At 51.0% G+C, this 23,951-nt stretch carries 21 protein-coding genes; 18 read left to right on the forward strand and 3 right to left on the reverse strand.

Annotation, left to right across the window (positions count from 1 at the left end; genetic code table 11):
- Nucleotide 1 precedes the first annotated feature (1 nt).
- The 15 genes from KJB30_RS06730 to KJB30_RS06800 all read left to right on the forward strand — a co-directional run bounded on the left by KJB30_RS06730 (nucleotide 2) and on the right by KJB30_RS06800 (nucleotide 15,837).
- Complete coding sequence (locus tag KJB30_RS06730) at nucleotides 2–418, forward strand: acyl-CoA thioesterase (protein WP_246545552.1); 417 nt, start codon at nucleotides 2–4, stop codon at nucleotides 416–418.
- On the forward strand, nucleotides 415–1,803 hold the full coding sequence (locus KJB30_RS06735; RefSeq protein WP_214297230.1) for a lipid biosynthesis B12-binding/radical SAM protein: 1,389 nt from the start codon (nucleotides 415–417) through the stop codon (nucleotides 1,801–1,803). The genes KJB30_RS06730 and KJB30_RS06735 overlap by 4 nt, the downstream gene beginning before the upstream one ends.
- A 280-nt stretch (nucleotides 1,804–2,083) precedes the next feature.
- Nucleotides 2,084–2,824 carry a 3-oxoacyl-ACP reductase FabG gene (fabG, locus tag KJB30_RS06740; protein WP_214297231.1) on the forward strand — a complete coding sequence of 247 codons (741 nt, stop codon included), beginning with the start codon at nucleotides 2,084–2,086 and terminating at the stop codon, nucleotides 2,822–2,824.
- Between the two features lie 28 nt (nucleotides 2,825–2,852).
- A complete protein-coding gene (locus KJB30_RS06745; protein WP_214297232.1) occupies nucleotides 2,853–4,055 on the forward strand; it encodes a beta-ketoacyl-[acyl-carrier-protein] synthase family protein in 1,203 nt (400 codons plus the stop codon).
- Nucleotides 4,052–5,095 carry a beta-ketoacyl synthase N-terminal-like domain-containing protein gene (locus KJB30_RS06750; protein WP_214297233.1) on the forward strand — a complete coding sequence of 348 codons (1,044 nt, stop codon included), beginning with the start codon at nucleotides 4,052–4,054 and terminating at the stop codon, nucleotides 5,093–5,095. Before KJB30_RS06745 ends, KJB30_RS06750 begins: the two co-directional genes overlap by 4 nt.
- Nucleotides 5,096–5,138: 43 nt before the next feature.
- Nucleotides 5,139–5,474 carry a 3-hydroxyacyl-ACP dehydratase FabZ family protein gene (locus KJB30_RS06755; RefSeq protein WP_246545553.1) on the forward strand — a complete coding sequence of 112 codons (336 nt, stop codon included), beginning with the start codon at nucleotides 5,139–5,141 and terminating at the stop codon, nucleotides 5,472–5,474.
- Nucleotides 5,471–6,073 carry a LolA family protein gene (locus KJB30_RS06760; protein WP_214297234.1) on the forward strand — a complete coding sequence of 201 codons (603 nt, stop codon included), beginning with the start codon at nucleotides 5,471–5,473 and terminating at the stop codon, nucleotides 6,071–6,073. Before KJB30_RS06755 ends, KJB30_RS06760 begins: the two co-directional genes overlap by 4 nt.
- A 43-nt stretch (nucleotides 6,074–6,116) precedes the next feature.
- Complete coding sequence (locus tag KJB30_RS06765; protein ID WP_214297235.1) at nucleotides 6,117–6,821, forward strand: lipoprotein insertase outer membrane protein LolB; 705 nt, start codon at nucleotides 6,117–6,119, stop codon at nucleotides 6,819–6,821.
- 221 nt (nucleotides 6,822–7,042) lie between these two features.
- Complete coding sequence (pilQ, locus tag KJB30_RS06770) at nucleotides 7,043–9,334, forward strand: type IV pilus secretin PilQ (protein ID WP_214297236.1); 2,292 nt, start codon at nucleotides 7,043–7,045, stop codon at nucleotides 9,332–9,334.
- Nucleotides 9,319–9,810, forward strand: coding sequence for a type IV pilus modification PilV family protein (locus KJB30_RS06775; protein WP_214297237.1), 492 nt, complete (start codon nucleotides 9,319–9,321; stop codon nucleotides 9,808–9,810). The genes pilQ and KJB30_RS06775 overlap by 16 nt, the downstream gene beginning before the upstream one ends.
- Nucleotides 9,807–10,721: a PilW family protein gene (locus tag KJB30_RS06780; protein ID WP_214297238.1), complete on the forward strand. Its 915-nt coding sequence runs from the start codon at nucleotides 9,807–9,809 to the stop codon at nucleotides 10,719–10,721. Before KJB30_RS06775 ends, KJB30_RS06780 begins: the two co-directional genes overlap by 4 nt.
- Complete coding sequence (locus tag KJB30_RS06785; RefSeq protein ID WP_214297239.1) at nucleotides 10,718–11,200, forward strand: PilX N-terminal domain-containing pilus assembly protein; 483 nt, start codon at nucleotides 10,718–10,720, stop codon at nucleotides 11,198–11,200. Before KJB30_RS06780 ends, KJB30_RS06785 begins: the two co-directional genes overlap by 4 nt.
- A gap of 13 nt (nucleotides 11,201–11,213) precedes the next feature.
- Nucleotides 11,214–11,573 (forward strand): hypothetical protein, encoded by a 360-nt coding sequence (locus KJB30_RS06790; protein WP_214297240.1) that lies wholly within the window; start codon nucleotides 11,214–11,216, stop codon nucleotides 11,571–11,573.
- A gap of 21 nt (nucleotides 11,574–11,594) precedes the next feature.
- Nucleotides 11,595–15,395, forward strand: coding sequence for a pilus assembly protein (locus KJB30_RS06795; protein WP_214297241.1), 3,801 nt, complete (start codon nucleotides 11,595–11,597; stop codon nucleotides 15,393–15,395).
- A 1-nt stretch (nucleotide 15,396) separates the two neighbouring features.
- Nucleotides 15,397–15,837 carry a pilus assembly FimT family protein gene (locus KJB30_RS06800; RefSeq protein ID WP_214297242.1) on the forward strand — a complete coding sequence of 147 codons (441 nt, stop codon included), beginning with the start codon at nucleotides 15,397–15,399 and terminating at the stop codon, nucleotides 15,835–15,837.
- A gap of 5 nt (nucleotides 15,838–15,842) precedes the next feature.
- On the opposite strand, the gene KJB30_RS06805 is transcribed toward KJB30_RS06800, so the two are convergent.
- The 3 genes from KJB30_RS06805 to KJB30_RS06815 all read right to left on the reverse strand — a co-directional run bounded on the left by KJB30_RS06805 (nucleotide 15,843) and on the right by KJB30_RS06815 (nucleotide 20,033).
- Complete coding sequence (locus KJB30_RS06805) at nucleotides 15,843–16,445, reverse strand: acyloxyacyl hydrolase (protein ID WP_214297243.1); 603 nt, start codon at nucleotides 16,443–16,445, stop codon at nucleotides 15,843–15,845.
- A 10-nt stretch (nucleotides 16,446–16,455) separates the two neighbouring features.
- The gene (locus KJB30_RS06810) at nucleotides 16,456–18,543 is read right to left on the reverse strand and encodes a thioredoxin domain-containing protein (protein ID WP_214297249.1); all 2,088 of its coding nucleotides are present in this window, start codon (nucleotides 18,541–18,543) and stop codon (nucleotides 16,456–16,458) included.
- Between the two features lie 71 nt (nucleotides 18,544–18,614).
- Nucleotides 18,615–20,033, reverse strand: a complete 1,419-nt coding sequence (locus KJB30_RS06815; RefSeq protein WP_214297251.1) for a B12-binding domain-containing radical SAM protein — start codon at nucleotides 20,031–20,033, stop codon at nucleotides 18,615–18,617.
- A 202-nt stretch (nucleotides 20,034–20,235) separates the two neighbouring features.
- Here KJB30_RS06815 and KJB30_RS06820 point away from each other — a divergent pair, with 202 nt between their 5' ends.
- From KJB30_RS06820 to murJ, 3 genes are all read left to right on the forward strand, one after another.
- On the forward strand, nucleotides 20,236–20,835 hold the full coding sequence (locus KJB30_RS06820) for a DUF4410 domain-containing protein (RefSeq protein WP_214297253.1): 600 nt from the start codon (nucleotides 20,236–20,238) through the stop codon (nucleotides 20,833–20,835).
- Between the two features lie 281 nt (nucleotides 20,836–21,116).
- A complete protein-coding gene (locus KJB30_RS06825; RefSeq protein ID WP_214297255.1) occupies nucleotides 21,117–22,382 on the forward strand; it encodes a DNA recombination protein RmuC in 1,266 nt (421 codons plus the stop codon).
- The gene (gene murJ / locus KJB30_RS06830) at nucleotides 22,375–23,949 is read left to right on the forward strand and encodes a murein biosynthesis integral membrane protein MurJ (protein ID WP_214297257.1); all 1,575 of its coding nucleotides are present in this window, start codon (nucleotides 22,375–22,377) and stop codon (nucleotides 23,947–23,949) included. Before KJB30_RS06825 ends, murJ begins: the two co-directional genes overlap by 8 nt.
- Nucleotides 23,950–23,951: the final 2 nt, after the last annotated feature.

Below are 23,951 nucleotides of genomic sequence, written 5' to 3' on the forward strand. Positions count from 1 at the left end.
AATGCACACCACGTCTCTGATTGTTCGTTTCAACGAGGTCGACTCCTACAATATTGCCTGGCATGGACATTATGTCGCCTGGATGGAGGTTGGGCGAAATGACCTTGCCGGTAGGTTTGACCTCGATGCCCAGCAGCTGTCTGAGGCAGGTTATCTTGGACCGGTTGTCAGCCTGGAGGTGAAGTATCTGAGTCCCGCTCGCTTCAAGGATCAGATCAGCATTTTTACCACTCTGGAACCCAACGAAACGGCAGTACTTGTTTTCCGTAATGAAATACGTGACAGCGGTGGGCGGCTTCTGGCAACAGGTCGTACTACCCACGCAATAACAGACCTGCATGGTGTTCTCCAGCTGAGAATGCCTCCTGTAATTGCCGGACGGGTCCAGCAAATGACTGAGTGGTTGGAGCTCCCGTGAAACTGCTGCTGATTTCTGCCAATCGTGAACGCGATCCCTATCCGGTATTTCCCATAGGTCTCTCTTTTCTTGTGACTCCTCTGACCCAGGCAGGGCATGACCTGACTGTTCTGGATCTTTGTTTTGAAAAAGAACCGGAAGCAGCCGTTTCCGGTCTTCTTGCCGAGCACAAGCCCCAGGCCGTGGTCATCTCTCTGCGCAATCTCGATAATGTCACCTGGCCCGAAAGCCGTTCCTATCTGTCAGGCGTCACTAATCTCATCACAATTTGCCAAACCCATGCTCCTGTAATTATCGGCGGCTCCGGTTTCTCTCTCATGCCGCTTGAAATCCTGGCTGCAACAGGTGCCGATTACGGTGTCGTGGGAGAGGGGGAAGAAATCTTGCCCCGCCTGCTGTCGTATCTTGAGCAGGGCCTGGATGTTTCAGGCCTGCCGGGGGTGGTGCATGGGGGGGCGACCACGTTTGTGCCTTCACTACCGGTTTCAGGAGTCGGCACACCCGAACGTTCGCTTTTCAAGGTGGGGCATTATCATCAGGAGGGTGGCATGGCTAACGTGCAGACGAAGCGGGGCTGCCCCTTCTTCTGTACCTATTGTACCTATCCACTGCTGGAAGGGCGTGCGGTTCGCCTGCGGCCGATTCCTGACATTCTTGCTGAAATCCGCTCTCTCGTGGATGATCACGGAGTGTCGTACCTGTATTTCGTAGATGACATTTTTAATTACCCCCCCGCATTTGCTGCCGATCTCTGCAGAGCCATGGTGGCCGAACGCCTGCCGGTTAAATGGTCAGCATTCATCAACCCTGATTTCATGACTCCGGAACTTATGGATGACATGCTGGCTGCAGGGTGTGATGCAGTTGAATTCGGCAGTGATTCCGGTTCTCCTGCAATGCTGAAGAGTCTGCACAAGTCTTTCACTGTTGAAGACCTGCGACGTGCTTCGCTTCTCTGTCACGAGCGCGGTATGGATTTCGCCCATTATCTGCTTTTTGGCGGGCCGGGTGAAACGCGGGAGACCATCATGGAAAGTTTCAGTCTGATGGACGAACTCCAGCCGACCGCTGTTATTGCAATGACCGGCATACGTATCTATCCCAATACGGTGCTCTATCGTACCGCACTTCATGATGGCCTGATCACACCTTCCACACAGTTGCTGGAGCCAGTTTTCTATATCTCCCCCCATGTGAAAGATTTTTTCGCCGATCTGATCACCTCCGAGGCAATGAAACGCAGAAACTGGGTGGCACCTGGGCTTGAAGTGAATACTAGCTCTGCAATGCTTGATGCCATTCGCCTGTTCAAGGTCAAGGGTCCCTTGTGGAAGATGATCAAGAGCCTGGGACGCAGCCATCATCGGCCACTAGGAGGTTGTTGAAAAACAGCCATCTCGCCGCCGTCCTCGAAAACCGCCTTGTGACTTCGGCCTACGGCCTCACCCTTCGGGCGCCTTCGCGGTCCATTTCACACGTGAAAGTGTGCGACGGATTAAGTTCATGCCTCCGCGGTGCTTTCTCCGGGAGCGACGATCTGACTATTTTTGAACAACCTGGATTTCTCAACACCCCATAGACTCCTAGCTGAGGCCTTGCTGGACTTTTCGCGGCCTGCTTAGTATACTATTTTTTCTTAATTTCAGTTGTGAGGTTGCTTTTTACATGTCTTTCAAAGATTCAACTATCATTGTTACGGGCGGCACAAGAGGCATAGGCAGGGCAATTTCCCTGGCGTTTGCCAGGGAAGGGGCACATGTTCATGCCGCTTATCTGACAAATGATGCTGCTGCACATACTCTAGTGAGCGATGCGCAGGAGCTTGACGGGAAAATTTCAATCTTCAAGGCGGATGTAGCCACTTCTGCGGGAGCCACAGCCTTGATCAACTCCGCAGTGGCAGCTTCCGGCAAACTGGATGTTCTGGTCAACAATGCCGGAATCATCAAGGACTGCTATCTTGCGATGATGTCCGATAATGATTGGGATGAGGTAATCCGCGCCAATATCAATCCGCTCTTCCATTGCAGCAAATGGGCACTGCGCAAGATGATGGCTCGTCGTTGCGGCAGTATCATTAATATCTCCTCCGTATCGGGGATGATCGGCACCATTGGACAGACCAACTATGCTGCATCCAAGGGAGCGGTGATGAGTTTCACCAAATCCCTGGCCCGAGAAGCTGGACCGCTGGGGATCCGTGTCAACGCTGTGGTTGCCGGAATCATAGCTACAGATATGACCGCTTCACTGAAACAGGATGTTGTGGATCGCATTGTCAGCAGTTCTGCATTGGGAAGAATGGGAACACCGGAAGAAGTTGCCTCTGTTGTTTTGTTTCTTGCGTCTCAAAAGTCTGCCTATATCACCGGTCAATCCATCGTCGTAGATGGTGGAATTGTATAGTGATCTGCTTTTTTACAGGAAAATGTACATGAAAAAACGAGTTGTAATTACCGGTCTGGGAGTATTCTGCGGTGTCGGTAAAAATATCCAGGAGTTTTCCGCAGCATTGAAATCAGATAAAACCGGCATCGGCGAATTTGACCTGTTCGATGTCTCGGCCTTTCCTTCCCGCATCGCTTCGCAAGTAAGGAACTACGATCCTCTCGATCATTTTGACAAACGGACTGCCGCAAAATTGTCCCGTTCCGACCAGTTCGGCGTGATTGCCGCTGGAGAAGCGCTTCGTGACAGTGGTGTTCTCGGATGTTACTCACCCTACGACATGGGCGTTTCCATGGGGGGAGGGGCTGCCGGGATGTTCCAGGGAGAACGCTGGCTGAAGGCCCTGCTTGAAGGTCGCAAAGAGCATCCTTCACTGCTGCGCGGCATTTTGCCTGATCAAACCGCCACGGACATATCCCGGATATATGGCTTGGGTGGTTACCAGGGAACGGTGACCACTGCCTGCTCGTCGTCTGCAACGGCCATTGGCTGGGGTGCCGACCTGGTTGCCAGTGGAAGCCAGAAAATGGTTGTGGCAGGAGGCGCTGATACTCTATCTGTCCTGACCTTCTCCGGTTTTAATTCACTACGGGTGGTTGATCCGCAGCCATGCGCACCTTTTAGTCTGGGCCGACAGGGAATTTCACTGGGAGAAGGGGCCGCCTTTGTTGTACTAGAGTCCGAAGAGGATGCTCTGGCACGCGGTGCCCATATTCATGGAGCGATTCTCGGTTATTCCCTGGCTGGTGAGGCCCATCATATGACTGCGCCAGATCCTTCAGGCATGGTGGCTGCCCGAGTCATGCAGGAAGCTCTGAAATCGGCTTCTGTTGATCCGCTGCAGGTCGGTTGGGTGAATGCCCACGGCACCGGCACACCTCTCAATGACGTGGTTGAATCCAATGCAATGAGACTGGTATTTGGAGAAAGGACCGACCAGGTGCCGCTGGTTTCCACCAAGGCCATGACAGGTCACTGTCTGGGAGCTGCCGGATCCATAGAAGCAGTGGCAACTATCGTTGCCCTCAATGGCAACTTTATTCCCCAGACCCTCAATTATCGTGGAAGGGATCCGGAATGCGATCTGGAATATTGCCATGCCGGTCCCCGGACGACCGATAGCAGGATTGCCCTTTCAAACTCCTTTGCCTTTGGCGGGAATGTAACCTCTCTGGTACTTTCACTATGAACAATTCCTTTGATGATATTGTAATCACCGGTTCTGCGGTCATCTCAGCAGCTGGAATCGGTGTATCTGCCGTACAGGAACTGATCAGTTCCGGTGGCGATGCACTGACGGATATCCCTGCAGATATTCTCGGATCAGAGGGTTATCGCTGGGGCAAAACTACCGGCTTTACCGTCTCAACCTTTATGCCTCCCATGAAGGCACGCAAGATGGATCGTTGCAGCCAATTCGCTGTGATTGCCACTGGTATGGCTCTGAAGGATGCTGCCCTCGATCCTAAATCCATTGCCCCCGAAAGACTTGGAATCGCTCTCGGCAGTGGTTTTTGCGGTGTCTCCACATCAGCTGAATTTTTGACGGGCTATTTCACAGCCGGGGTGGAAGGTCTGATACCAATGATCTTTCCTAATACCGTGCCCAATGCACCTGCCAGTAACGCCTCTATTGAACATGGCTTTAAGGGTCCAAATGTAACCCTTGTCCAGCGCTTCTGTTCGGCTGAATCTGCCTTGCTTCATGCTTGCCGTTATATCCAGGAAGGGCGTGCCGATGTCATGCTGGCCGGCGGTGTTGATGATTTGATGCCGCTGCTTGTCAAGGGATTCGCTGCATTTGGTCAACTCACGCGCAGTACGCCCCCATTTGGCGAGGGATGCGGCATTCTTGTCCTGGAAAAACTGGCTCATGCCCGTGCACGTGATGCCCGAATTTTGGCCACCGTTGAATCGGTGCGGAGTCTTGGTATGCTTATACCAGGGCACGAGCAGGAAGGTATTGATCTGCTCACTGGCCCCATGGAGGATTGCAGGCTCGTGTCTGTTTCAGGGTGTGCTGCCGATGTTCCTGAAATGTTGAAGGCTGCCGATGGAATAACACGTATCGAAGTAGGGCGCGCCATCGGAAGATCGCTTGCCATGGGAGGAACAGCCCTGGCTACACTCGTTGCATCGCTTTCTGCCGGGGAACGCGGGGTTCACATCGCAGCCTCCCCGGAAGGTCCCTGTTTCTCCCTTAGTGTGACAGGGGGCTCTCCTGTTTAATCCTGATCCTGCCGCATATCTTCCCCATCGTTATCCATTTTTGATGCTCGACAGATTGCTCGCTCTCGAACCGGGTGTTTCCGCCTGTGCGGAACGGCAGCTGACGGGAACCTCAGGCAATTTTCCTCAGGTATGTCTGATCGAGTGCATCGCCCAATTAGGCGGTATTATTGCCATACAGGAAGAAGAGGAGGGAGGTTTTCTTGCTTCCATCAACAGTGCTGAATTTGGAGAGCTACCTTGCGCAGGGGACATTCTGACGATTTCAGCTAAAATCGTGGCCTCCTTCGGAAGGCTTTTCCTCATGGAAGGAGAGGTTGATTGCGGGGGACGCATGCTGGTGCGGGCAAAGTTATCTTTGGGGGTTGGAAAATTATGATCCGGTTTTTGTTTGCACTTACCATAGTTTTTTTATCTGTTTTACCGGTCCAGGCACGTCCGGTGCCCCCTTTGGACGGTCTGGAGGCACTGCGCAAGGCTTTTGCCGATGTATCCGATTTCACAGCTGAAATTGTCCAGGAGAAGCGTCTTTCGCTGATGAAACGTACCATGACCATGAACGGTACTGTACGTTTTCGCAAGCCTGACCTGTTTTTTATGGAGATACTTTCTCCATATCCCAGCCGCTTGCTGCTGCGGGATAACGTGGTCGAACAGATTACAGGCACTGGAGACCGCAACAGGATTGTACTGCCGCCTGAGCAGGGGCTGAAACGCTGGTTCTCGAAGATTGCAGAGCCGATAACTGTCATGCCTGAGGGAATGAAGGTTCTTGCGGACAAGTCAGGTGCGGTCTATACCGTTACGATCATGCCTCAGGGCAAGGGGCAGGTACGAGAGCTGGTCATCACATTTCAGGAAGATGGCGTCATCAAGCGCCTGGTGATAGCCGAGCAGAACGGTGACCGGGCTGTGATGACATTTCGCAAAGTGCGTAAAAACATCCGATTGACTGAGAAAGATTTCAGGCTGGAATGATCTCCGGCATAGATAAACAAACAATCATAAAGAGGACCTTCTCTTGATAAATCCAAAGCAAAAACTGTCGGTACTGGCACTGTGCATTGTTAGCCTGCTCATTTTTTCCGGGTGTGCCACCACTTCCGGGACAGTGGATTATCGGCCGAATGCCGTTGTAGAGACGCTTTCTTCTGCTGTTGCATTATCGGTTCAAACCTCGGATCGCGGCATGTCCGGGCAGGGATATATGGTGTTCCGCAAACCGGACCAGGTGCATCTGGTCGTGCTGTCTCCTTTCGGTACAACGATAATGGAAGTTTTTGCCTTGGGTAAACAGATCACTCTTATTTTCCCTTCCAAAGCTACAGCCTACACCGGCAGCATCGATGAACTTCCCGACGGCGGCGGTCTGCAGGGGTGGCGCATGATGCGCTGGGTCATGGATGCCGACCCTTCTAACGAAAGGCACGGTAACGGCACAGTCGAGCGTATGGGGAAATTAGGGTTCATTGAAAAAGTGACCTATGCTGATGGACTGATAACTTCCAAATCAGCCCCCAACGGGGACCAGGTTTTCTATGAAAAATATGAAGTAATCGGCGGCGTGCCGGTTGCTGTCAAAGTTGAGATGCGTAATATCCGTGATGATCGTGTCCGGCTGACGCTTAATGAACCTGAGGTTAATACTGCCTTGGAAGATGCCGTGTTCATACCCCAACTTGAGGGGTTCACCATTCTGCCGTTGTCTGATCTCAAAGGGTTGTGATTACTGAGCAGTCCTGCTGTCTCCTTTCCATTCCGTCGTGACCCTATACGGATTACCTTGCCTTGCAGCAATGCTTTTGGCAATCCTCTTCCGCGAAACATAGCAAAAGACAAACTCTCTGCGACACCCCGAAACAGCAACAATGGCTTGATTATTTGCGGGTTTTACCCTATTTTATACAGTACTTTTCTATAGATTTGTCTGAAGGCGGGGTTGTTTTGATGAAAGAATTTTCAAGGGTTCACGCCCATTTATTGCAAGTTACTTTTGTAATTCTAACGTTTGCATTTTTTTCTTCTCCTTGTCTTGCAGCACAGCTTAAACTCTCCTTTGTCTCTTCCGGCAATGAGTATGCAACCATTTCGGCAGACCAGGAGATCGAATTTACCTCCTTTAAGGTGCAAAATCCTTATCGGCTGGTAATAGATGTCAAGAATCTTTCCGCCGATCCAGGTGAACTTCTCAACAAAAATGAACACCTAGCAAAGCTGACAGTCAGCGGCACCAGCACCGGCACTCGAATTGTGGTGGAGCCAGCGGGGAAAACACCCCTGATTTTGAAACAGATTTCAAAGAATACTTTGAGTATTGTCGGGGTGCCTGAGCCCAAACAGGCTGTTGTGCCAGTTGTTCCCTCCAATTCTGTTGCTCCCGCTTCTGCTCCTGTTACCACACCAACAGCCACTGCTTCTGCTTCTGCTGCCAGTTTGATCATTAAGGATAATTCAGTGATGATCGGCACAAGTGGCTTCATCGATAACGTTTCAACTTTCAGTTTTCCCGAGTCAGACAGGCTGGTTTTCATCTTAAAGGACACGGTTCTTGCCTTTAAGGAGGGACGTTATCCGCTCGGTTTCCTGAACCTGTCTCACCTCGAAGTGGAGCAGGAGGGACCCAACACTAAACTGACCTTCACGGTCCAAAAGAATAAGCCTCTTCCCAATTACCTCTCAACCAAAGACACCAATGCAGTCGCCATACGGTTCTTTGTGATCGACGAAACAAAAAACACCGTTCAGAAAACAGATTCCCTTTCCCCCAAATCCAAAATGATTACTCAGGACAGCGACCCCAACTTCAAAGCTCCCTCTGCAAAATACAAGGGACAGAAGATTTCTCTCGATTTCGATAATGCGGAACTGAAACAGATATTCAGATTGCTGTCTGAAGTGAACAAGAAAAATTACATCCTCAGCGATGAGGTCAAGGGCAACATCAGCATAAAGTTGACCAATGTGCCTTGGGACCAGGCATATGAACTGCTTTTAAGGGTCAATAACCTTGCGGCTATTGAGGAAGGGAATATCGTAGAAATCATCAGCTTTAATCAGAAAGTGGAACGGGTTAAGAAACAGCTGGAAGAGGAAGATTTCAACAAAGCGCGTGAGACAGTAGGAATATGTGCCGTTCAACTGCGGCATGCATCTGCGCCGAAAGTTGCTACAGCAGCAACAGCCATTCTTAAGAACAGTGCCAAAACACCAACCCGGGAAGAGACTGCAAAGGTTCAAGCTAGAGCAACCGGCGGTAATGCAGGTGTCTATCCTGAAGCCAATGCAGATGGCCGCCAGAGTAAAGATATTGAACCACGGCCTGTTAACGTTCCAGTGGCAGCTGAATATAACAACATCTATGCAGAACCCAATTCAAACCGGCTTATCATCAGGGACTTGCCTTCCAAATTTCCTGAGGTGCTCAAACTTCTCAGTCTTCTGGATGTTCCAGATCAGCAGGTGATGATTGAAGCGAGAATTGTACAAGCTACAACAGGTTTTACAAAGTCCCTTGGAATTCAGTGGGGGGTGCATCGAATTAAGGGGGCGGGCGGTATAAAACAAGATGGTCCTTTTCAAGATTTTGGATTTGGAGGTCTCATAGATAGAGCAATTTCTACAACAGGAACGATGGATACTTATGGTATGGGACTCACTTTCGGTACCCTTGTCGGTGGCATTGAGCTTGACATGAGACTTTCAGCAGCAGCAGACATGAATATGGCAAAGGTCATTTCGACCCCCAGGATAGCAACCACCTATGGTGAGACTGCAACCATCAAGGATGGTACCCAGTATCCCTATGCCAAGACAGATGGGTTATCCGGCCAGGTTACCTACGAGTTCAAGGATGCAGTCCTGTCCCTGGACGTCACACCAACCATCACACCGGCTTGTGACGTCATCATGAAATTAGAGGTAACCAACGACTCTCTTGGTGCCCCCATAAACGGCCAGGTGCCGATCAACAAAAAAACAGCAAAAACAACGCTGTCCATTCAAAACGGCGAGACTGCTGTTATTGGCGGGACATTTATTAATGACGAAACGGAAAGGGAATCTGGAGTTCCTTACCTAATGGATATTCCGTGGTTGGGTCGGCTTTTTAAATCCAAGTCCAACGATAAAAATCGGCGGGAACTTTTGATCTTCCTGACCCCACGGCTCTTGAACAACAATTGCAACAGCTCGGATGTAATAAAGTTGAAGTACAACAAACTTGAATGTGCCACCATCTGATGGAAGACGGCCATGTATCGGTACCTGTAAAGACTAAACCCCTCACCGCTATGCAAATTCCTTTTCGCTCCTTTGCAGGTTTCAGTCTTGTCGAAGTGATGGTCGCCATTCTGTTGCTGGTGGTTGGCGTTCTTGCCGCCCTGAGCATGGTCAGCACCGCAATCAAGCACAACAGCATTGCAAATCGATTATCGGTAGAGACAGCGCTTCGTCAGCAGGTGATGGAGGAACTGCTTTCGAAAAAAGTTGATGACCCTGTTGTAAACACGGATACCACCACTAATAAGGTCTTTGATCTTAATGGCATCAACACTCCAGGTACCAATATTACCATTCAGGGTGCCGGCAGATTCAAGGCGCAGTACAGGATTACTACTAATAATCCTGTCAGTGGAGTGAGCAGGATAGATGTTTTTGCAGCACTCTCGACTGCGAGCAATGTCCCCATGCTGACATGTTACAAGAGGGTTCAATGAAGCCGCAGATCGACCGCCAAGCGCAGTTGGGCTTCACCCTGGTAGAAATCCTGATCGTAATTCTGCTGTTCGGAATTTTTATGGGCGCTGTTTACTCTCTGTATGTAGCCCACATGAGGACCGCCTTTCGACAGGAAGAGGTGGTTGATGTACAGCAAAACCTTCGTATAGCCATGGATGCCGTAACTCGTGATCTGCAAACAGCGGGTTTCCTGATTCCGCTTCAGGCCACAACCTTAAATCCAGCAATGTCCAACTTGTCCACCGTCAATCTGAATACCGCCTCGGCCAAAAAAATCTACACAAGGCTTGCAGCTGACATTTCCACAATAGGGGTTCAAAAGTTAAGCCTGTCCGTTGCCTCCTCAGCCGAGGCAAACAGTTTTGCAAATATTAGTGCAGTTCGCATCATTCGTCCCTTGACCCGCAATGAGCCGTACTCAATTGTCCCTCAGAATAACCTTTTCTCCGTTGAGTCGATAGATTCCTCCCCTGCAATAAATGTCAAAACACCTGATAAGGCCGCGTCAATTGAAATTTACTATAAGGCTGGTGATGTGATCTGCGGGTTGGATAGTACTACGTCCATTAACTATCCCGAAACCGTCGGCTATGCCGTTACCAGGAATAATCCGGCCTGTGGTGCAGGCTGTTTGCAGCGAACGATCAACGGTCGTACGGAGTTGATTGCTCAAAGTATCTCCAACCTTAGGTTTGCATATCTACTGGACGATGGCACCGCCACAGGCAAGGAAGTAAACGATCTTGCAGGCCTTACTTCAGACGACCTTGCGGGCCTCAGGGCTGTTCGAGTCACCATCATCGGTCAGACCATGCGCGCATCAACTCCGGGTGAGGGTCCGGCTGTCCGTGAAGTGACCTCCATCGTGCGGCTGAGGAACAGGAGATGAGCCTTTCACCACCTTTCGCCGTCGCAAAATCGGGTTGCCAGAGAGGCGCGAGCGAGCATGGTGCGGCACTGATTGTCGTATTGATGATGCTGCTTCTTCTCTCCATCCTCGGTATGACGCTGCTGACCTCCTCCACTACCGAGTTGCAGATTGCCGGAAATTACCGCACCAGCCAGCAGGCTTTCTACACCGCCGATGCGATCCTTGAGTTTGCCCAGACCGACCCCGCCGCCTATACTGCCATTATTCCCGGTGTTCAGAACAAATATTCAAGTGCAGTTGTAAAAGTGGGTGACAACGCGGCAACCTACAAGGTTGAATTCGTCGGTACCGGTATGGCACCTCCCGGCAGTGGCAGCGACGACAGTTTTCAGTCCTATTTTTACATTGTAGATGTTACCGGTAGTGGTCCCAATAGTGCTGCCGCCGAACTGGAGTCTGAAGTTGCGAGGGTGGTTCCCAAGGTCAAAGATTACTGACAGAGGAGCAGTTATGAAAAATATTATATACGTGATGCTGTTGGCTATGCTGGTCTGTCTGCAATCGCCACAGGCTCAGGCAGCCGTCAGCGTGATGGGGAGCGGCTATAACCCCCGCATGATTTATTCCGGTCCCTTTCAAGATCAGGTGCTTTATTACCGCTACCCTGGCTACACACTCTGGCAGCGTGGTTACAGCCGGGAACTCGATTCATTAGCGTGCCGTCCAGCAGTAATCAGTTTCAAAACCAGCGGCACCTGGCAGGGGCATCTCAAACCTGACGGTTCCTGTGGCAGTCCGGCCGAACCGGCGGAGTGGGCTTTGGGTAACCGGCTGAATTATGATCGAGTACCCATAAGCAACAAACGTTAGGGCAGTGTGAGGAAACCTGATATGAAAAAAACCATATTCTTTGTGCTGTTTCTCGCTTCATCCCTGCTGGCTCGAATCAACACTTCCCATGCCGCCGCCACCTGTGACCAATATCCCGGCGATACCTGGATCTATGGTGGCATGACCTCTCTCGTGAAGCCCAATGTTCTGATCATTATAGATACCTCCGGCAGTATGGATGATTCTATCTCCACAACATATGATCCTGCCACTACTTATGATCAAGCTCCTGCCTGTTGGTTATCCACAGGCATCTCAACCACTTGTCTCTCCAACAGGGTATATGTCAAGAGTGTCACTAATTCGGGAAATGTCTTTTATACTGATTCAGGCTTTAGCCTTAATAATGTCACTGAAAAGTGTACAAATAATCATCCGAATAGCTCTTTAAGCAGCGATGGTTTTTATATCGGAACGCTTACCACCACTGGTGCCTGTGAGCCTAGAGGTTTTATCAAGGATAGTACCTATGTAATGGGCAACTGGATCAACTGGAATGAACAGTACGCTAAAATCAGTATAGCCCGTAAGGTTGTCAAAGATCTGATTTCTGATCCCAGGAATAAGGGTGTCAATTTCGGACTCATGATCTACAACAACGGTGACGGCATTGACAAGAAGCAATCCAAGGGTGCCCGTTTTTTCAGTGATATAATCGCTGGCCAGGAATATGTCACCGTTATCAAGGATATGGATGCTGCATTTAACGCCGCCCTTACCAACCGGGATGCCCTGCTGGCGTCGATAAACAGGACAACCATTACGGCTAGTGGTTGGACTCCTCTGGCAGAATCTTTGTACGAGGCGGGGCAGTATTTTAAGGGTGCCACCAGCGCTTTTGGCAATACAATAGGTCTTGATTCGAGCTCAAAATATACATCACCCATCACAGCAAGCTGTCAGACTAATTTCATCATTTTTGTAACTGATGGAATGTCTACCTCCGATGACAGTACCGTGCTTACAACCGTCTGCCCCCCTGAAAGGCCTGACTGCGAGGGGGATTATGATAATGACGGTATAGAATACGTTGATAGGGTTGGAACTATGCAGAGGTTTAAGCACTCAATGGATGATGTGGCCAAGTACCTGTATGACACTGACCTGCTGCCGGATGATTCAACTGTCGGGCAGGAACATACAAAGGGCAAACAACACGTTTCAACTTTCACCATCGGTTTTGATCTTAAATCCACCAAGGATGAGGAACAGGCTGCGATAGATTTGCTGAAGCTGGTTTCAGATAATAGCCACGGCCATGGAGCCTCCTATATGGCCGGCAACCAGGCTGAACTTAGTACCGCTTTGAATAAAATCCTTTCTCACATTACCTCCGCAGATACCTCTTATGTAACGCCTGTCGTTCCCACCAATGCTACTAATCGCACCTATAGTTCTGATCGGATTTATATGGGGTTATTCAAACCGGTAAATGAAAGTTTCTGGAAGGGGAACCTCAAGAAGTACGGTCTGGGTACTAAGACGAACACCAGCAAAACTGATATCAGCAACGTTATCATGGACAAGAATAAAAACGTTGCGGTCTGGATGGATCTTGATGGCGACAATACAGATGATTTTAGTGGAACGAAATTGCCTGTCGGTGTGAGCAGCGGCACCTTTAAAACCGACAGCATCTCTTTCTGGAGCACGGCTTCCGACGGCGGAATCGTGGACAAAGGCGGTGCCGGCGGCCAGCTCGCAGGAATGGATCTAACCAAGCGTGTAATATACACTTATACTACTAGCCGGATTCCCCTTGCCAATGTCAGTAATGCCGATTTGGGGGTCAGTAGTGATGCTGAACGTACCCAGCTGATCAGTTATCTCCAGGGAATGGATGCCTACGGAAAACCAGCAGAAAAGCGCTCCTGGTTATTGGGCGATCTGCTTCATTCACGCCCCGCTTTTGTCAGCTATGGGCCCGTCACTGAAAGCAATGAGGGCACCTGCGGGGATAATGCCAACAAAAACATGCTCTATGTGGGGGGCAATGACGGCATGCTGCACGCGATCAGGGATTGTGATGGTGGCGAGGAGTGGGCCTTCATACCCCCGAACATGCTCACCAGCCTCAAGGAGATACCGGGCGAGATTCATACCTACGGGGTGGATGCCACTCCCAGCGTTTATGTGTATGATGCCAACAAGGACGGCAAAATCGATGTAAGCAAAGACAAGGTTATTCTGCTGTTTGGCATGCGTCGGGGGGGGGGCGCCGCGGGCGACGGCAGTGCCGCGGCCAAGGGGGCCTATATTGCTCTTGATGTAACTAATCCCGTTGATCCTAAATACCTTGGGAGTATCGGCAGCAATACGCTTACCGAAATGGGGGAGAGCTGGAGTGAACCGCGCATTATTAAAATAAAAATCGGCGGTGAAGAGAAAATTGCTGCTTTCATCATAGGTGGCTACGATAATGTAAATGAAGACAGCCGCTATGGCGCCACCCAAAAATTCAGAGGCGATGGCAAGGTTTCTCTGACCGACAGCGGTAGCGGCTCGGTCACCAGCAGTGGCAGCAGCACCCAGCAAAATCCCAAGGGGGGAGCCATTTATCTGGTTGAGTTGGCAACTATAGATAATAAAGATAATAAAGGTGTTCCAAATTTCGCCAACCTGGGCAGACTGTTGTGGAGTGTTGTACCGGGAAGTAAAAACTATGGTACCAACCCGGCCACGGACAAGTTGGAATATTCACTTACTGGAGAAGTTGCCCTGTTGGATACGGCCGGCAGCGGTTATCCCGACCGCATGTACGCTGCCGACCTGGGGGGCAATGTCTGGCGCTTTGATATTGGCGGCAGCAACGTTAACAAGTGGAGCGGTAACAAGATCTTCAGCATCAATCCCGCTACAGGTGATACGGGTCGCAAATTTTTCTTCAAACCGTCAGTGACCGTAGAAGCAACCTCCAGTTCATCACGTGGGCTGGACGCCTTGATATTTCTGGGAAGCGGTGATCGTGAACATCCCCTGAATACCGGCGTAATTGACCGTATGTATGCGTTGCGGGATCGTGGGCAAACCGACCCTAAGATTATCCCTGTGGGGGAAGATAAAATTGTCGATGTGACTCAGGACCTGCTACAGGATCCCAGTGCCACCACAGCAGCAGTGAATAGTATTTTGACCGACCTCAAGAATGTCGACAAATACGGCTGGTACATTAAGCTGAATGAGCGCGATGGAGAGAAGGTGCTGGCGCCGGCCACCGTGTTCAACAAGGTTGCTTACTTCACCACCTATACTCCGGACAAAAACAGCAGTTCCTCCGCCTCTAGTTTGCCGATTTCCACAGGCATCAAAACACTGACGGTTGACAAGGGGGCGAGCATTCTCCCCAACCAGCAGGTGTTTATCGAAAACGGAAGCAACCGTATGAAAGGCATTGTCACTGACTATGACAGCACCAGCGGGCTCCTGACGGCCAATATCACTTCTGTGGTGGGGGCGGGTACCTTTTCTGCATGGCGTGTTGCCTGGGGTGATCCCTGTACCCCGAATATCGGTACAAGTCGTTTGTACGCTGTCAACTATGCCACTGGCGAGGCGGTATTTAATTTTGACCGAAAAAACGACAGTACTGCCGTCAGCAACACCCGTGCCCAGAGCGGGGACACTGCCCTGCTCAGGAGCGATCGGAGCGAAGCTCTGGGACCAGGTATCGCTTCAGGTGTTTCTGTGGTGGTCAATCCCGATGGAAAGGTCAATGCAAATGTGAACAGTGGAGGGGTTCTTGTTCCCCTGCAGCTCAAAAAAGGTGGGACCATCATCCCCCTTTACTGGAGACAGAAGTAGGATGAATATGGGGAAAGGTTTCTCTCTTGTTGAAGTACTGATAACCATGGTTCTGCTTGGGATAATGATGGCCCTGGCGCTGCCTCCGTTTGTAAGCTGGCGTCAGAACATGACTTACCGCAGCAGTGCCAACGATGTATCTTCTGCTCTCCAAATCGCCAAAAGCAGAGCTATCCAGCGCAACTCACGGCATCAAGTGCTGTTTAATACCTTAAGTGGCAGCTATCGGGTGCAGCAGGTCAATGGTGGGGTAGTATCAAATGGCAGAATGCCACGGGAAGTATTTTTGAACCTTAGTGGACCCTCCGCAGGAACTACGGTATTCAATACCAACGGCACTGTTTTAGAAGACCGTCGCATCCGCATCAGGGACCGTTTAGCCACCAAATATACAATCAGCGTAGAGAAGACCGGTCGAATTCGGGTGGAGAAGGCACGGTAGTTGATTTAATAAAACCATGAAATCCCAAACAAAAACTTGCTCGAATTAAGCGGTTCATTTGGTGAGGCGGTCCCGGCGTTGGATATGTGGTGGTAGCGATACTCCATGTTCAGCGCCGTTGTTTTGTCCAGGAAATACTGCACTCCGGTGCCTCCCTGGTAGCTGAAGCAGAGTCTGGACCCCATGCTCGGCAGGCCGAGGTCCACATACACCGGGCCACCGCCGGCCAGAATGTAGGGTGCAATCCTTCCCATTGAAGTGAAGCGCCAGTGGCCCAGGGCATAGAAGCCTACCATTGAACGCCCGCCGTGATCCACGGCTAGATGGAATGGAAGCTCAAAAAGCGTTTCGTGCCTGCCCTGATACCAGCTTCCTTTGCCCAACTCATCCGAGAAAAACCAGCCTCCCCGCAGAATTGCATCCCAGGTTTGCACCTGGCTCTTTGTGGCGCCGAAGCCGACGTGGGATATGCCGTAACCGGTAAGAAAACCCAGTTCTCCTTTGGCGCTGGCGAGGGGGGAATCCGCAGCATGCAAAAGTTTTTCACCTGTAAAACCGCAGAACACCGCAAAAATACTGGCGGCCACGATCAGATGCCTTCGAAGCATGGATGAGTCCTTATTCTGACTTTAGCCTGGTCAGGAGTTCCAACAGCTCCTGAGGTTTGGTTGCGGGGGGCCTGCAGGCACCCTGAGCACAGATCATCGCCTGGCCGGTGTGTTTCTTTTCTTCAAACCGGATGATCATTGTGGGGATCAGAACTGATTTTGACGTTCGCAGCAACTCTCGTACTTGTGGAGAATCCTTGTCCCCCTGCAGTGTCACTATTACCGGTTCGTCTTCCAACATTTCAAAAGCTTGAAGCGCTGCCAGATATGCAGTCGGATGGCGGCCTGCCTCGGCAATAATGCGATTGAGCATTACATGCCCCATGTCGTGCAGATCCGGACGGTCAGCCGTATGACCCAAGCGGGCAAGAGATTTTGCGGCCAGAGAAAAGCCCGACGGAATCACGCCGTCATGCTCCAGCGAAGCCCGGATCGGCATCTGCTCTGCATCATGTCCGATTTTTGAAAAAAACTGCTCGGATGGCTGATGGAACAGCCGGATCATCTCATCAGCCAGCAACAGTGCTTCTTTCAACCAGGTGTCATCAAGAGTCGCCTCAAAAAGCTCAATCAGTCCGTTGCAAAGGAAACCGTAGTCCTCGAGAAACCCCGACACTTCGGAAGGTCCATTCAGATAGCTGCGCAGCAGCCTTCCATCGTGGCGTTTCAGGTTGTGCAGGATGAAATCGGCAGCATCAGCGGCACGCTCTACATACCTCTCTTTACCGGTAATTGCGCCCCCTTTGGCCAGTGCAGCAATCATCAGCCCATTCCATGCCGTGATGATCTTTTGATCCGTCAGTGGCCGAATCCGTGAAGCTCTCCGGTCGAGCAGGAGCTGTCGACAGCGCTCAAGCATCTGGGATGTCTTTCCCGGTGCACAATCTTCACGGACGCAGAATTCCACAAGGCTTGCCGGAATATTCAGAATTGAGTGACCCTCGAAATTGCCGTGTGCCGATATGTCATAAAAGGAGCAGAACAGTTCAGCGTCGGAGCCGAGGCAGGCTTCCACTTCCTGCCTGTCCCACACATAAAATTTACCTTCCACCCCCTCTGAATCCGCATCCAGGGCAGAAAAGAATCCCCCCTGCGGAGAGGTTAGTTCCCGCTCTACGAAGCCGAAGATGTTCTCTGCAATTTCCAGATAAAATTTATCCCCGGAAGCTTGATACGCTTCCAGCGCGGTTGAGGCCACCATCCCCTGGTCATAAAGCATCTTCTCAAAATGAGGAACAAGCCATTCACGGTCCACCGCATAGCGGTGCAGCCCGCCTCCCAGTTGGTCCCAGATTCCACCCTGCCTTATTGCGCGCAAGGTCTGCAGCGCCATTTTGAGCGCCTCCTGATTGTCCTTGTCGCCCTGTTCAATCAACCAGCTCAGGTTGATTGGCATGGGAAATTTAGGTGCAGTCCCAAATCCGGAGTATTCCTGATCATAGCTGGAGGAAAGGGATTTCAGGGCCTTTGTGTTCATCTCTTTCAAATCGCTGTATTCCTGGGTGGACTCCTGTGAGAGATGTTCCATTGCATTCATGATGCCTGCGCAGTTCTTTTCGATCCTTTCGGGCTGATCGTGCCAGAGGGTGGTGATGTGAACCAGCAGGTCCATGAATCCGCTCATGCCTTTCCTGCCGCGTTTTGGAAGGTAGGTCATTGCAAAAAATGGTCGTTTGTCGGGGGTCATGAAAATGTTGAGCGGCCAGCCTCCACTGCCGGTCAGCACTTGGGAGACAGTCATGTAGAAGTCATCGATGTCCGGGCGTTCCTCACGGTCCACCTTTATGCAGACATAATCGTGGTTAAGGACCTGGGCCACCTCTTGGTCCTCAAAAGATTCATGGGCCATGACATGGCACCAATGGCAGGTGGCGTAGCCGATTGAGAGCATGATCGGACGGTTTTCACTGGCAGCCTTCTCAAAAGCTGCATCTCCCCATTCATACCAGTCGACCGGATTTTCAGCGTGTTGCAGCAGATAGGGACTGCGGGCAAAGATCAGTCGGTTGAAGCGTTCACCACCGTTAGAGGGGAGGGTGCTTTTATCGAGATGCATCAATGAGGATATGTAGGCGCCTGTGTCGAGATGAGCTGTCATGGTGACTCCTTGATGATCAACCACTGCAGTTATTTCAAAGGTTGAAGCAATACCTTCAAGTATAGGTCAATTCACCATTTTTGCTTGAGTGCAAAAGCAAGGATCTCGGGAAGATTGCGCAGGAAGGTGATGAAGCTGTGGGGGGATTTCCAGAGCATCTTTGCATATCCCAGGTTAATATGCCGGCGATGATAGAACCTGCGGATGAATTCGTCGTACAGGCTTTCCAGCTGTTCTTTGGTCATACCGGAGGGAATGAAGACAAAGTTCAGACAGTTCATTAGCTCCCATTTTTCCTCGAATTCACCATGCTCACGGATGGTCTTATAAATAGGCGCGCCGGGGAAAGGGGTAAACTTGGTGACGTTGATCTCGTCCAGCGGAAGTGACAGGGCATAATCGATGGTGCGGCGGATGGCCGCCTCATCTTCGCCCGGCAGCCCGACCATGAAGAGCCCTTTGACGCGCATGCCGGCATCCTTGACCATCTTCAGCTTCATGCCCACCTGGTCCAGACCGAAGAATTTGCGATGCTGCTTAAGTACCTCCGGGTCTCCGGATTCGATGCCGAAGTTCACCTGCCAGCATCCCGATCTTTTGAGAAGACCGAGAAGTTCGCCATCCACATGTTCGAGACGGGCGATGCAGTTGTAGGTCACCTTTAGTGCCTTCTGCTCTTTTAATTCACAGAAGCGGGCCACCCTTTTACGATCAAAAGTGAAGAGATCGTCATAAAAGAACACATGCCTGATGCCGTAGTCGCGGTTGAGCATGGCGATGTGCTCGATAATATATTCGGGGGAGTTGAAGCGGAAACCGCTGGAAAAGACCGATCGATCGCAGTAAGAGCACGAATAGGGACAGCCGCGGCTGGAGATGATGCTTGTATTGGGTGCAGTCGGGTAGCTGAACAGCGGCAGGTTATAGCGTTTCGGGAAATTCGGCAGCAGATGATAGGCCGGGAAAGGAAGCTCATCCAGATTGCGGATCAGGTCGCGGGGCGCCGTCAATGTGCCGGTTCCGTTGATGCGGCATGCTGCGCCGGCAATGGCTTCGACATTCCTGAACCCCGATTGGACCAGTTCCAGCATGGTCTGTTCCCCCTCGCCAATTACCAGGTAATCGATGTCAGGGAAGGAATCCAGCAGAGGGGCTCCGATGGTGCAGGCATGGGCCCCTCCAAAAACGGTGATAATCTCCGGTCGTCGTTCCTTGATTAACGTGGCGATGTGGTTGCCTTGCAAAAAGGAAGAGGTCGTGCAGGAAAAACCGATAACATCCGGTGGATTATGTAATATCTGTTTAACCAGTTCTTCAGGTGTCACGATGGTGCCGTAACAGTCGATAAGTTCGACCTCGATACCGTTTTGCTCCAGTACTGCCGCAATACTCATCATTCCCAAGGGGGGCATGAGATTGAAAACGGAGCTTATGTCTTTCTGGCTTCCCAGCCAGTTGCTGCCATGGGGGTGAATGAAAAGGACCTTCAAACTTCCTACCTCCAAATGTAAATGGTTTCTATCCGGAACTCAGGATATGAACCTAGTCGGGAACTAATTAAGCGGGTATTCTACAGAAACCGGGCGCTGATGCCAGAAAATAATAGCAGATCGAGGTGGGGTCAGATTGGTTGACAGGGATGATCTGGTTTGATTATATGAGATTATATTTACTCATGAAAAGGAGGCTGATATGAAACGGTTACTTATGGGGATTATGTTGATGTTCAGTACTGCCGTGGCAGGTTTTGCCGGAGACGCAACCCTTCCGAAGCCGGACGTACTTGGTGAAGAAAACGTGTTGCTGACCGAAAAACTTTCGGCCAATTACGATACCTTCATAGTCCGGGATTTCACGACAGAAGGGGCTGAAATTGCCAATATGAACGACGAGGAGAAAGCAAAGCTTAACGAGGTGAAACCTGAGATCATCAAGGCTCTGACTGAAAGCGCCGTTAAATATGTGAAGAAGGAGACAGGTTTCAAAAATGTCGTAAGTAACACCGCACCCAAGGGCAAGGCGGTAATTTTGGAAGGTAAATTTACAAAATTCAATGCAGGCCACGGCGCAGCCAAATTTTTTCTCGGCTGGATGGCGCCAGAAGGGACAAAAACGAACATCTCTGTCAAGGGACGTCTGATCGACGCCAAGACCGGCAAGGAGCTTGCCACATTCAGTGATACACGATCCGGTGGGGAAGGGTCGACCATGGGATTTGTCGGCTATGTTTTCAAGGTACAGGCCAAGGATGAAGGTGAAGAGATTGCCAATTTTGTAAAGAAGCTCTACTGATACCTGGTTTCTAGTATATATTCCACTCATTGGCAGCACATCACGGCCCGGTCTCCCAGCAATCGCCTGCTGAGGAACCGGGCATAGGGCCTGCCAGGAAATAACTGTTACATCTAGCATCTCATCTTCGGGCCAGCTTTGACCGGCCCTCAATCTCCAAATCCTCAGCGTAGCCCTGCTACGCTGAGGATTTGGCTCAATCAGCCCAGCCAAATCTGACCCAAATCTGAGCGCTATATTATTACACCTATTTCCTGACAGACCCTTATTCGGAGTACCTGATGCAGATAACCATTCTCATACTTCTGGCTGTTACCATGTGCGCAGCACTCGTTGCCGCAGTCAGATCATTCCGAAAGCCGCTTGAGTGGCAGCTCCGGTTCGAAGTTCTTGAAAAGGCCCATGAGGCGACTGTGCGAACTGTGCGTGAGGAAATGGCCCAGAATCGCAAAGAGACTGGCGAAGCGCTGCAAAATTTTGCCGGTTCACTCGTAAAGCGCATGATGGAAGTTGGCACGCTCCAGAAGGAACAGCTTGAACTGCTTCGCTCGACGGTCGGTGAACACCTGAAAAACATACAGCAGGATAACAACCAGAAACTTGAGGCAATGCGCCGCACGGTGGATGAAAAGCTGCATGCCACCCTGGAGCAGCGTCTTGGCGAATCTTTCAAACAGGTCAGCGAACGGCTGGAAAAGGTTCATCAGGGGCTGGGGGAGATGAAAAGCCTGGCCCATGGGGTGGGAGATCTTAAGAAAGTGCTCTCGAATGTAAAAACCCGTGGCACGCTGGGAGAGGTGCAGCTGCACAATCTGCTGGAGGAACTGCTGACTCCCGACCAGTACGAGAGAAATGTTGTCACCAGGCAGGGGAGTGCGGGGCGGGTCGAGTTCGCCATTCGTCTGCCAGGCAGCAATGATCGCCCCTTGTGGCTTCCCATCGATGCAAAATTTCCCCACGAAGATTACGTTCGTCTGGTCGAGGCTCAGGAAAAGGGGGACCGGGCTGCCATCGATGAAGCAAGCCGCCTGCTGGACCGCACTCTCGTCTCCATGGCCAAGCTGATTTCGGGAAAATACCTCGATCCTCCCCATACTACGGATTTTGCGATCATGTATCTGGCAAATGAGGCTGCCTATGCCTCGGTACTCAGCAGGCCGCTCATCTTTGAAACCCTGCAGCGCGATTACAAGGTCATTCTGGCCGGTCCGACAACCATTTCAGCCCTACTGTCCGCTCTCAGCCTTGGTTTCCGCACACTCACCATTGAAAAGCGTACCAGCGATGTCTGGCGTCTGCTGGGGGCCATAAAAACGGAATTCGATGTGTTCGGTGTCTTGCTGGACAAAACCAGGAAAAAGCTTGATGAAGCTTCTTCGAGCATCGACACTGCTGCTGTGCGGCAGAGAGCCATAACCCGGAAACTGAAGGGTGTGGAGCAGGTTGGCGAGGTTGAGGCCGAACTATTGCTCGGACTGAAGAGTGAGTCGAGTATTGAAGAGCCGGTAGTTACAGAGAAATTAAAGAACGGGGCTATGAATGTCTGAAAAAAAGAATATCGCCAGGGCAGCCGGTGTCCTGGGAAGTGCAACGATGCTATCCCGTATTCTGGGAATGGTGCGGGACATGGTGGTTTCACGTCTCTTTGGTGCCGGAATGGCAACGGATGCTTTTTTTGCAGCTTTCCAGATTCCCAACATGCTGCGCCGGTTCTTCGCCGAAGGCGCGCTCACAGCGGCCTTTGTGCCGATTTTTTCGGAAACCCTGGCAAAACGGGGCAGGGACGAGGCGCGGGAACTTGCCAATCTCTGCTTCACTCTGCTGACCATCGTCATGGCCGGCATCACCATTGTGGGAATCATTTTCTCCCCTTTTCTGGTGAAGCTGATGTTTCCGGGCTTCAGCACCATTCCGGGAAAGTTCGAGCTGACGGTGATGCTCAACCGCCTGATGTTCCCCTACATTTTCTTCATCAGCCTGGTTGCACTCTGCATGGGCATTCTCAACACGCTTCGCCATTTTTTCACTCCTGCCATTTCCACGGTTTTTCTCAACGTATCCATGATCCTCGCAGCCCTGCTGCTGAGGGGGTATTTCGAAGTACCGATCACTGCACTGGCCTGTGGCGTACTAATTGGTGGCATCATCCAGCTAGTCATGCAATTGCCTGTGCTTTGGCACAAGGGATTTCCCCTGCGTCCCCGCCTTGACATGTTCAGTCCGGAAGTCCGGCGCATTGCCCTGTTGATGCTTCCCTCAATTTTCGGTGTCGGTGTCTACTATCTCAACATCACCGTTGGTGCCATTCTGGCGTCGCTGCTGCCCCAGGGAAGTATCTCCTATCTCTATTATGCTCAGCGACTGTTCGAGTTCCCTCAGGGTATTTTTACAGTATCTGTTGCACAGGCAGTGCTTCCCTCAATGAGCAGACAGGCTGCCGACGGTGACATGGCCGGCATGAAGGATTCCCTCACATTCGGACTGCGTCTGACCCTCTTCATTACCATTCCTGCCATGGCAGGTTTGATGGTGTGTGCTGTTCCCATCTTCAGCCTGTTATTTATGGGGGGCGAGTTTGACTATGCAAAGGCGGTCAACACTGCACAGGCACTCGTATATTACTCCTTAGGGCTTTCCTTCGTTGCCATGATACGTGTTCTGGCACCGGCCTTCTATGCGCTCAAGGATACCAAGACCCCTGTCTGGACAGCTTTTGTATCATTCCTGCTCAACTTTGGCTTCAGCCTTTTGCTGATGGGACCGCTTAAACACGGTGGTCTCGCACTGGCAACTACACTTTCTGCCTGTTGCAATATGCTTCTTCTGCTCTGGTTTCTTCGCCGCAAAATCGGTATCCTGGGAGGGCGCAAAATTGTTGTCTCAGCAGCCAAATCTTTACTGGCTACAATTCCCATGGCTGTGGTGGTACATTATTTATGTCGCCTGACCGACTGGTCACTTAAAGGACATTCCTTTTCCAAGACACTGGTTTTGGCAGGCGCTGTTGCTGCAGGAATTGCCGTTTATGGCGTGTGTGTTCATTTGCTGCGTTCAGATGAGGCGCTGGATTTGATGGCGCTGGTCAAGTCCAGGTTGAAGCGGAAAGAGAGGTAAAT

It is taken from the genome of Pelotalea chapellei (assembly GCF_018531195.1).
Lineage (GTDB): Bacteria > Desulfobacterota > Desulfuromonadia > Geobacterales > Pseudopelobacteraceae > Pelotalea > Pelotalea chapellei.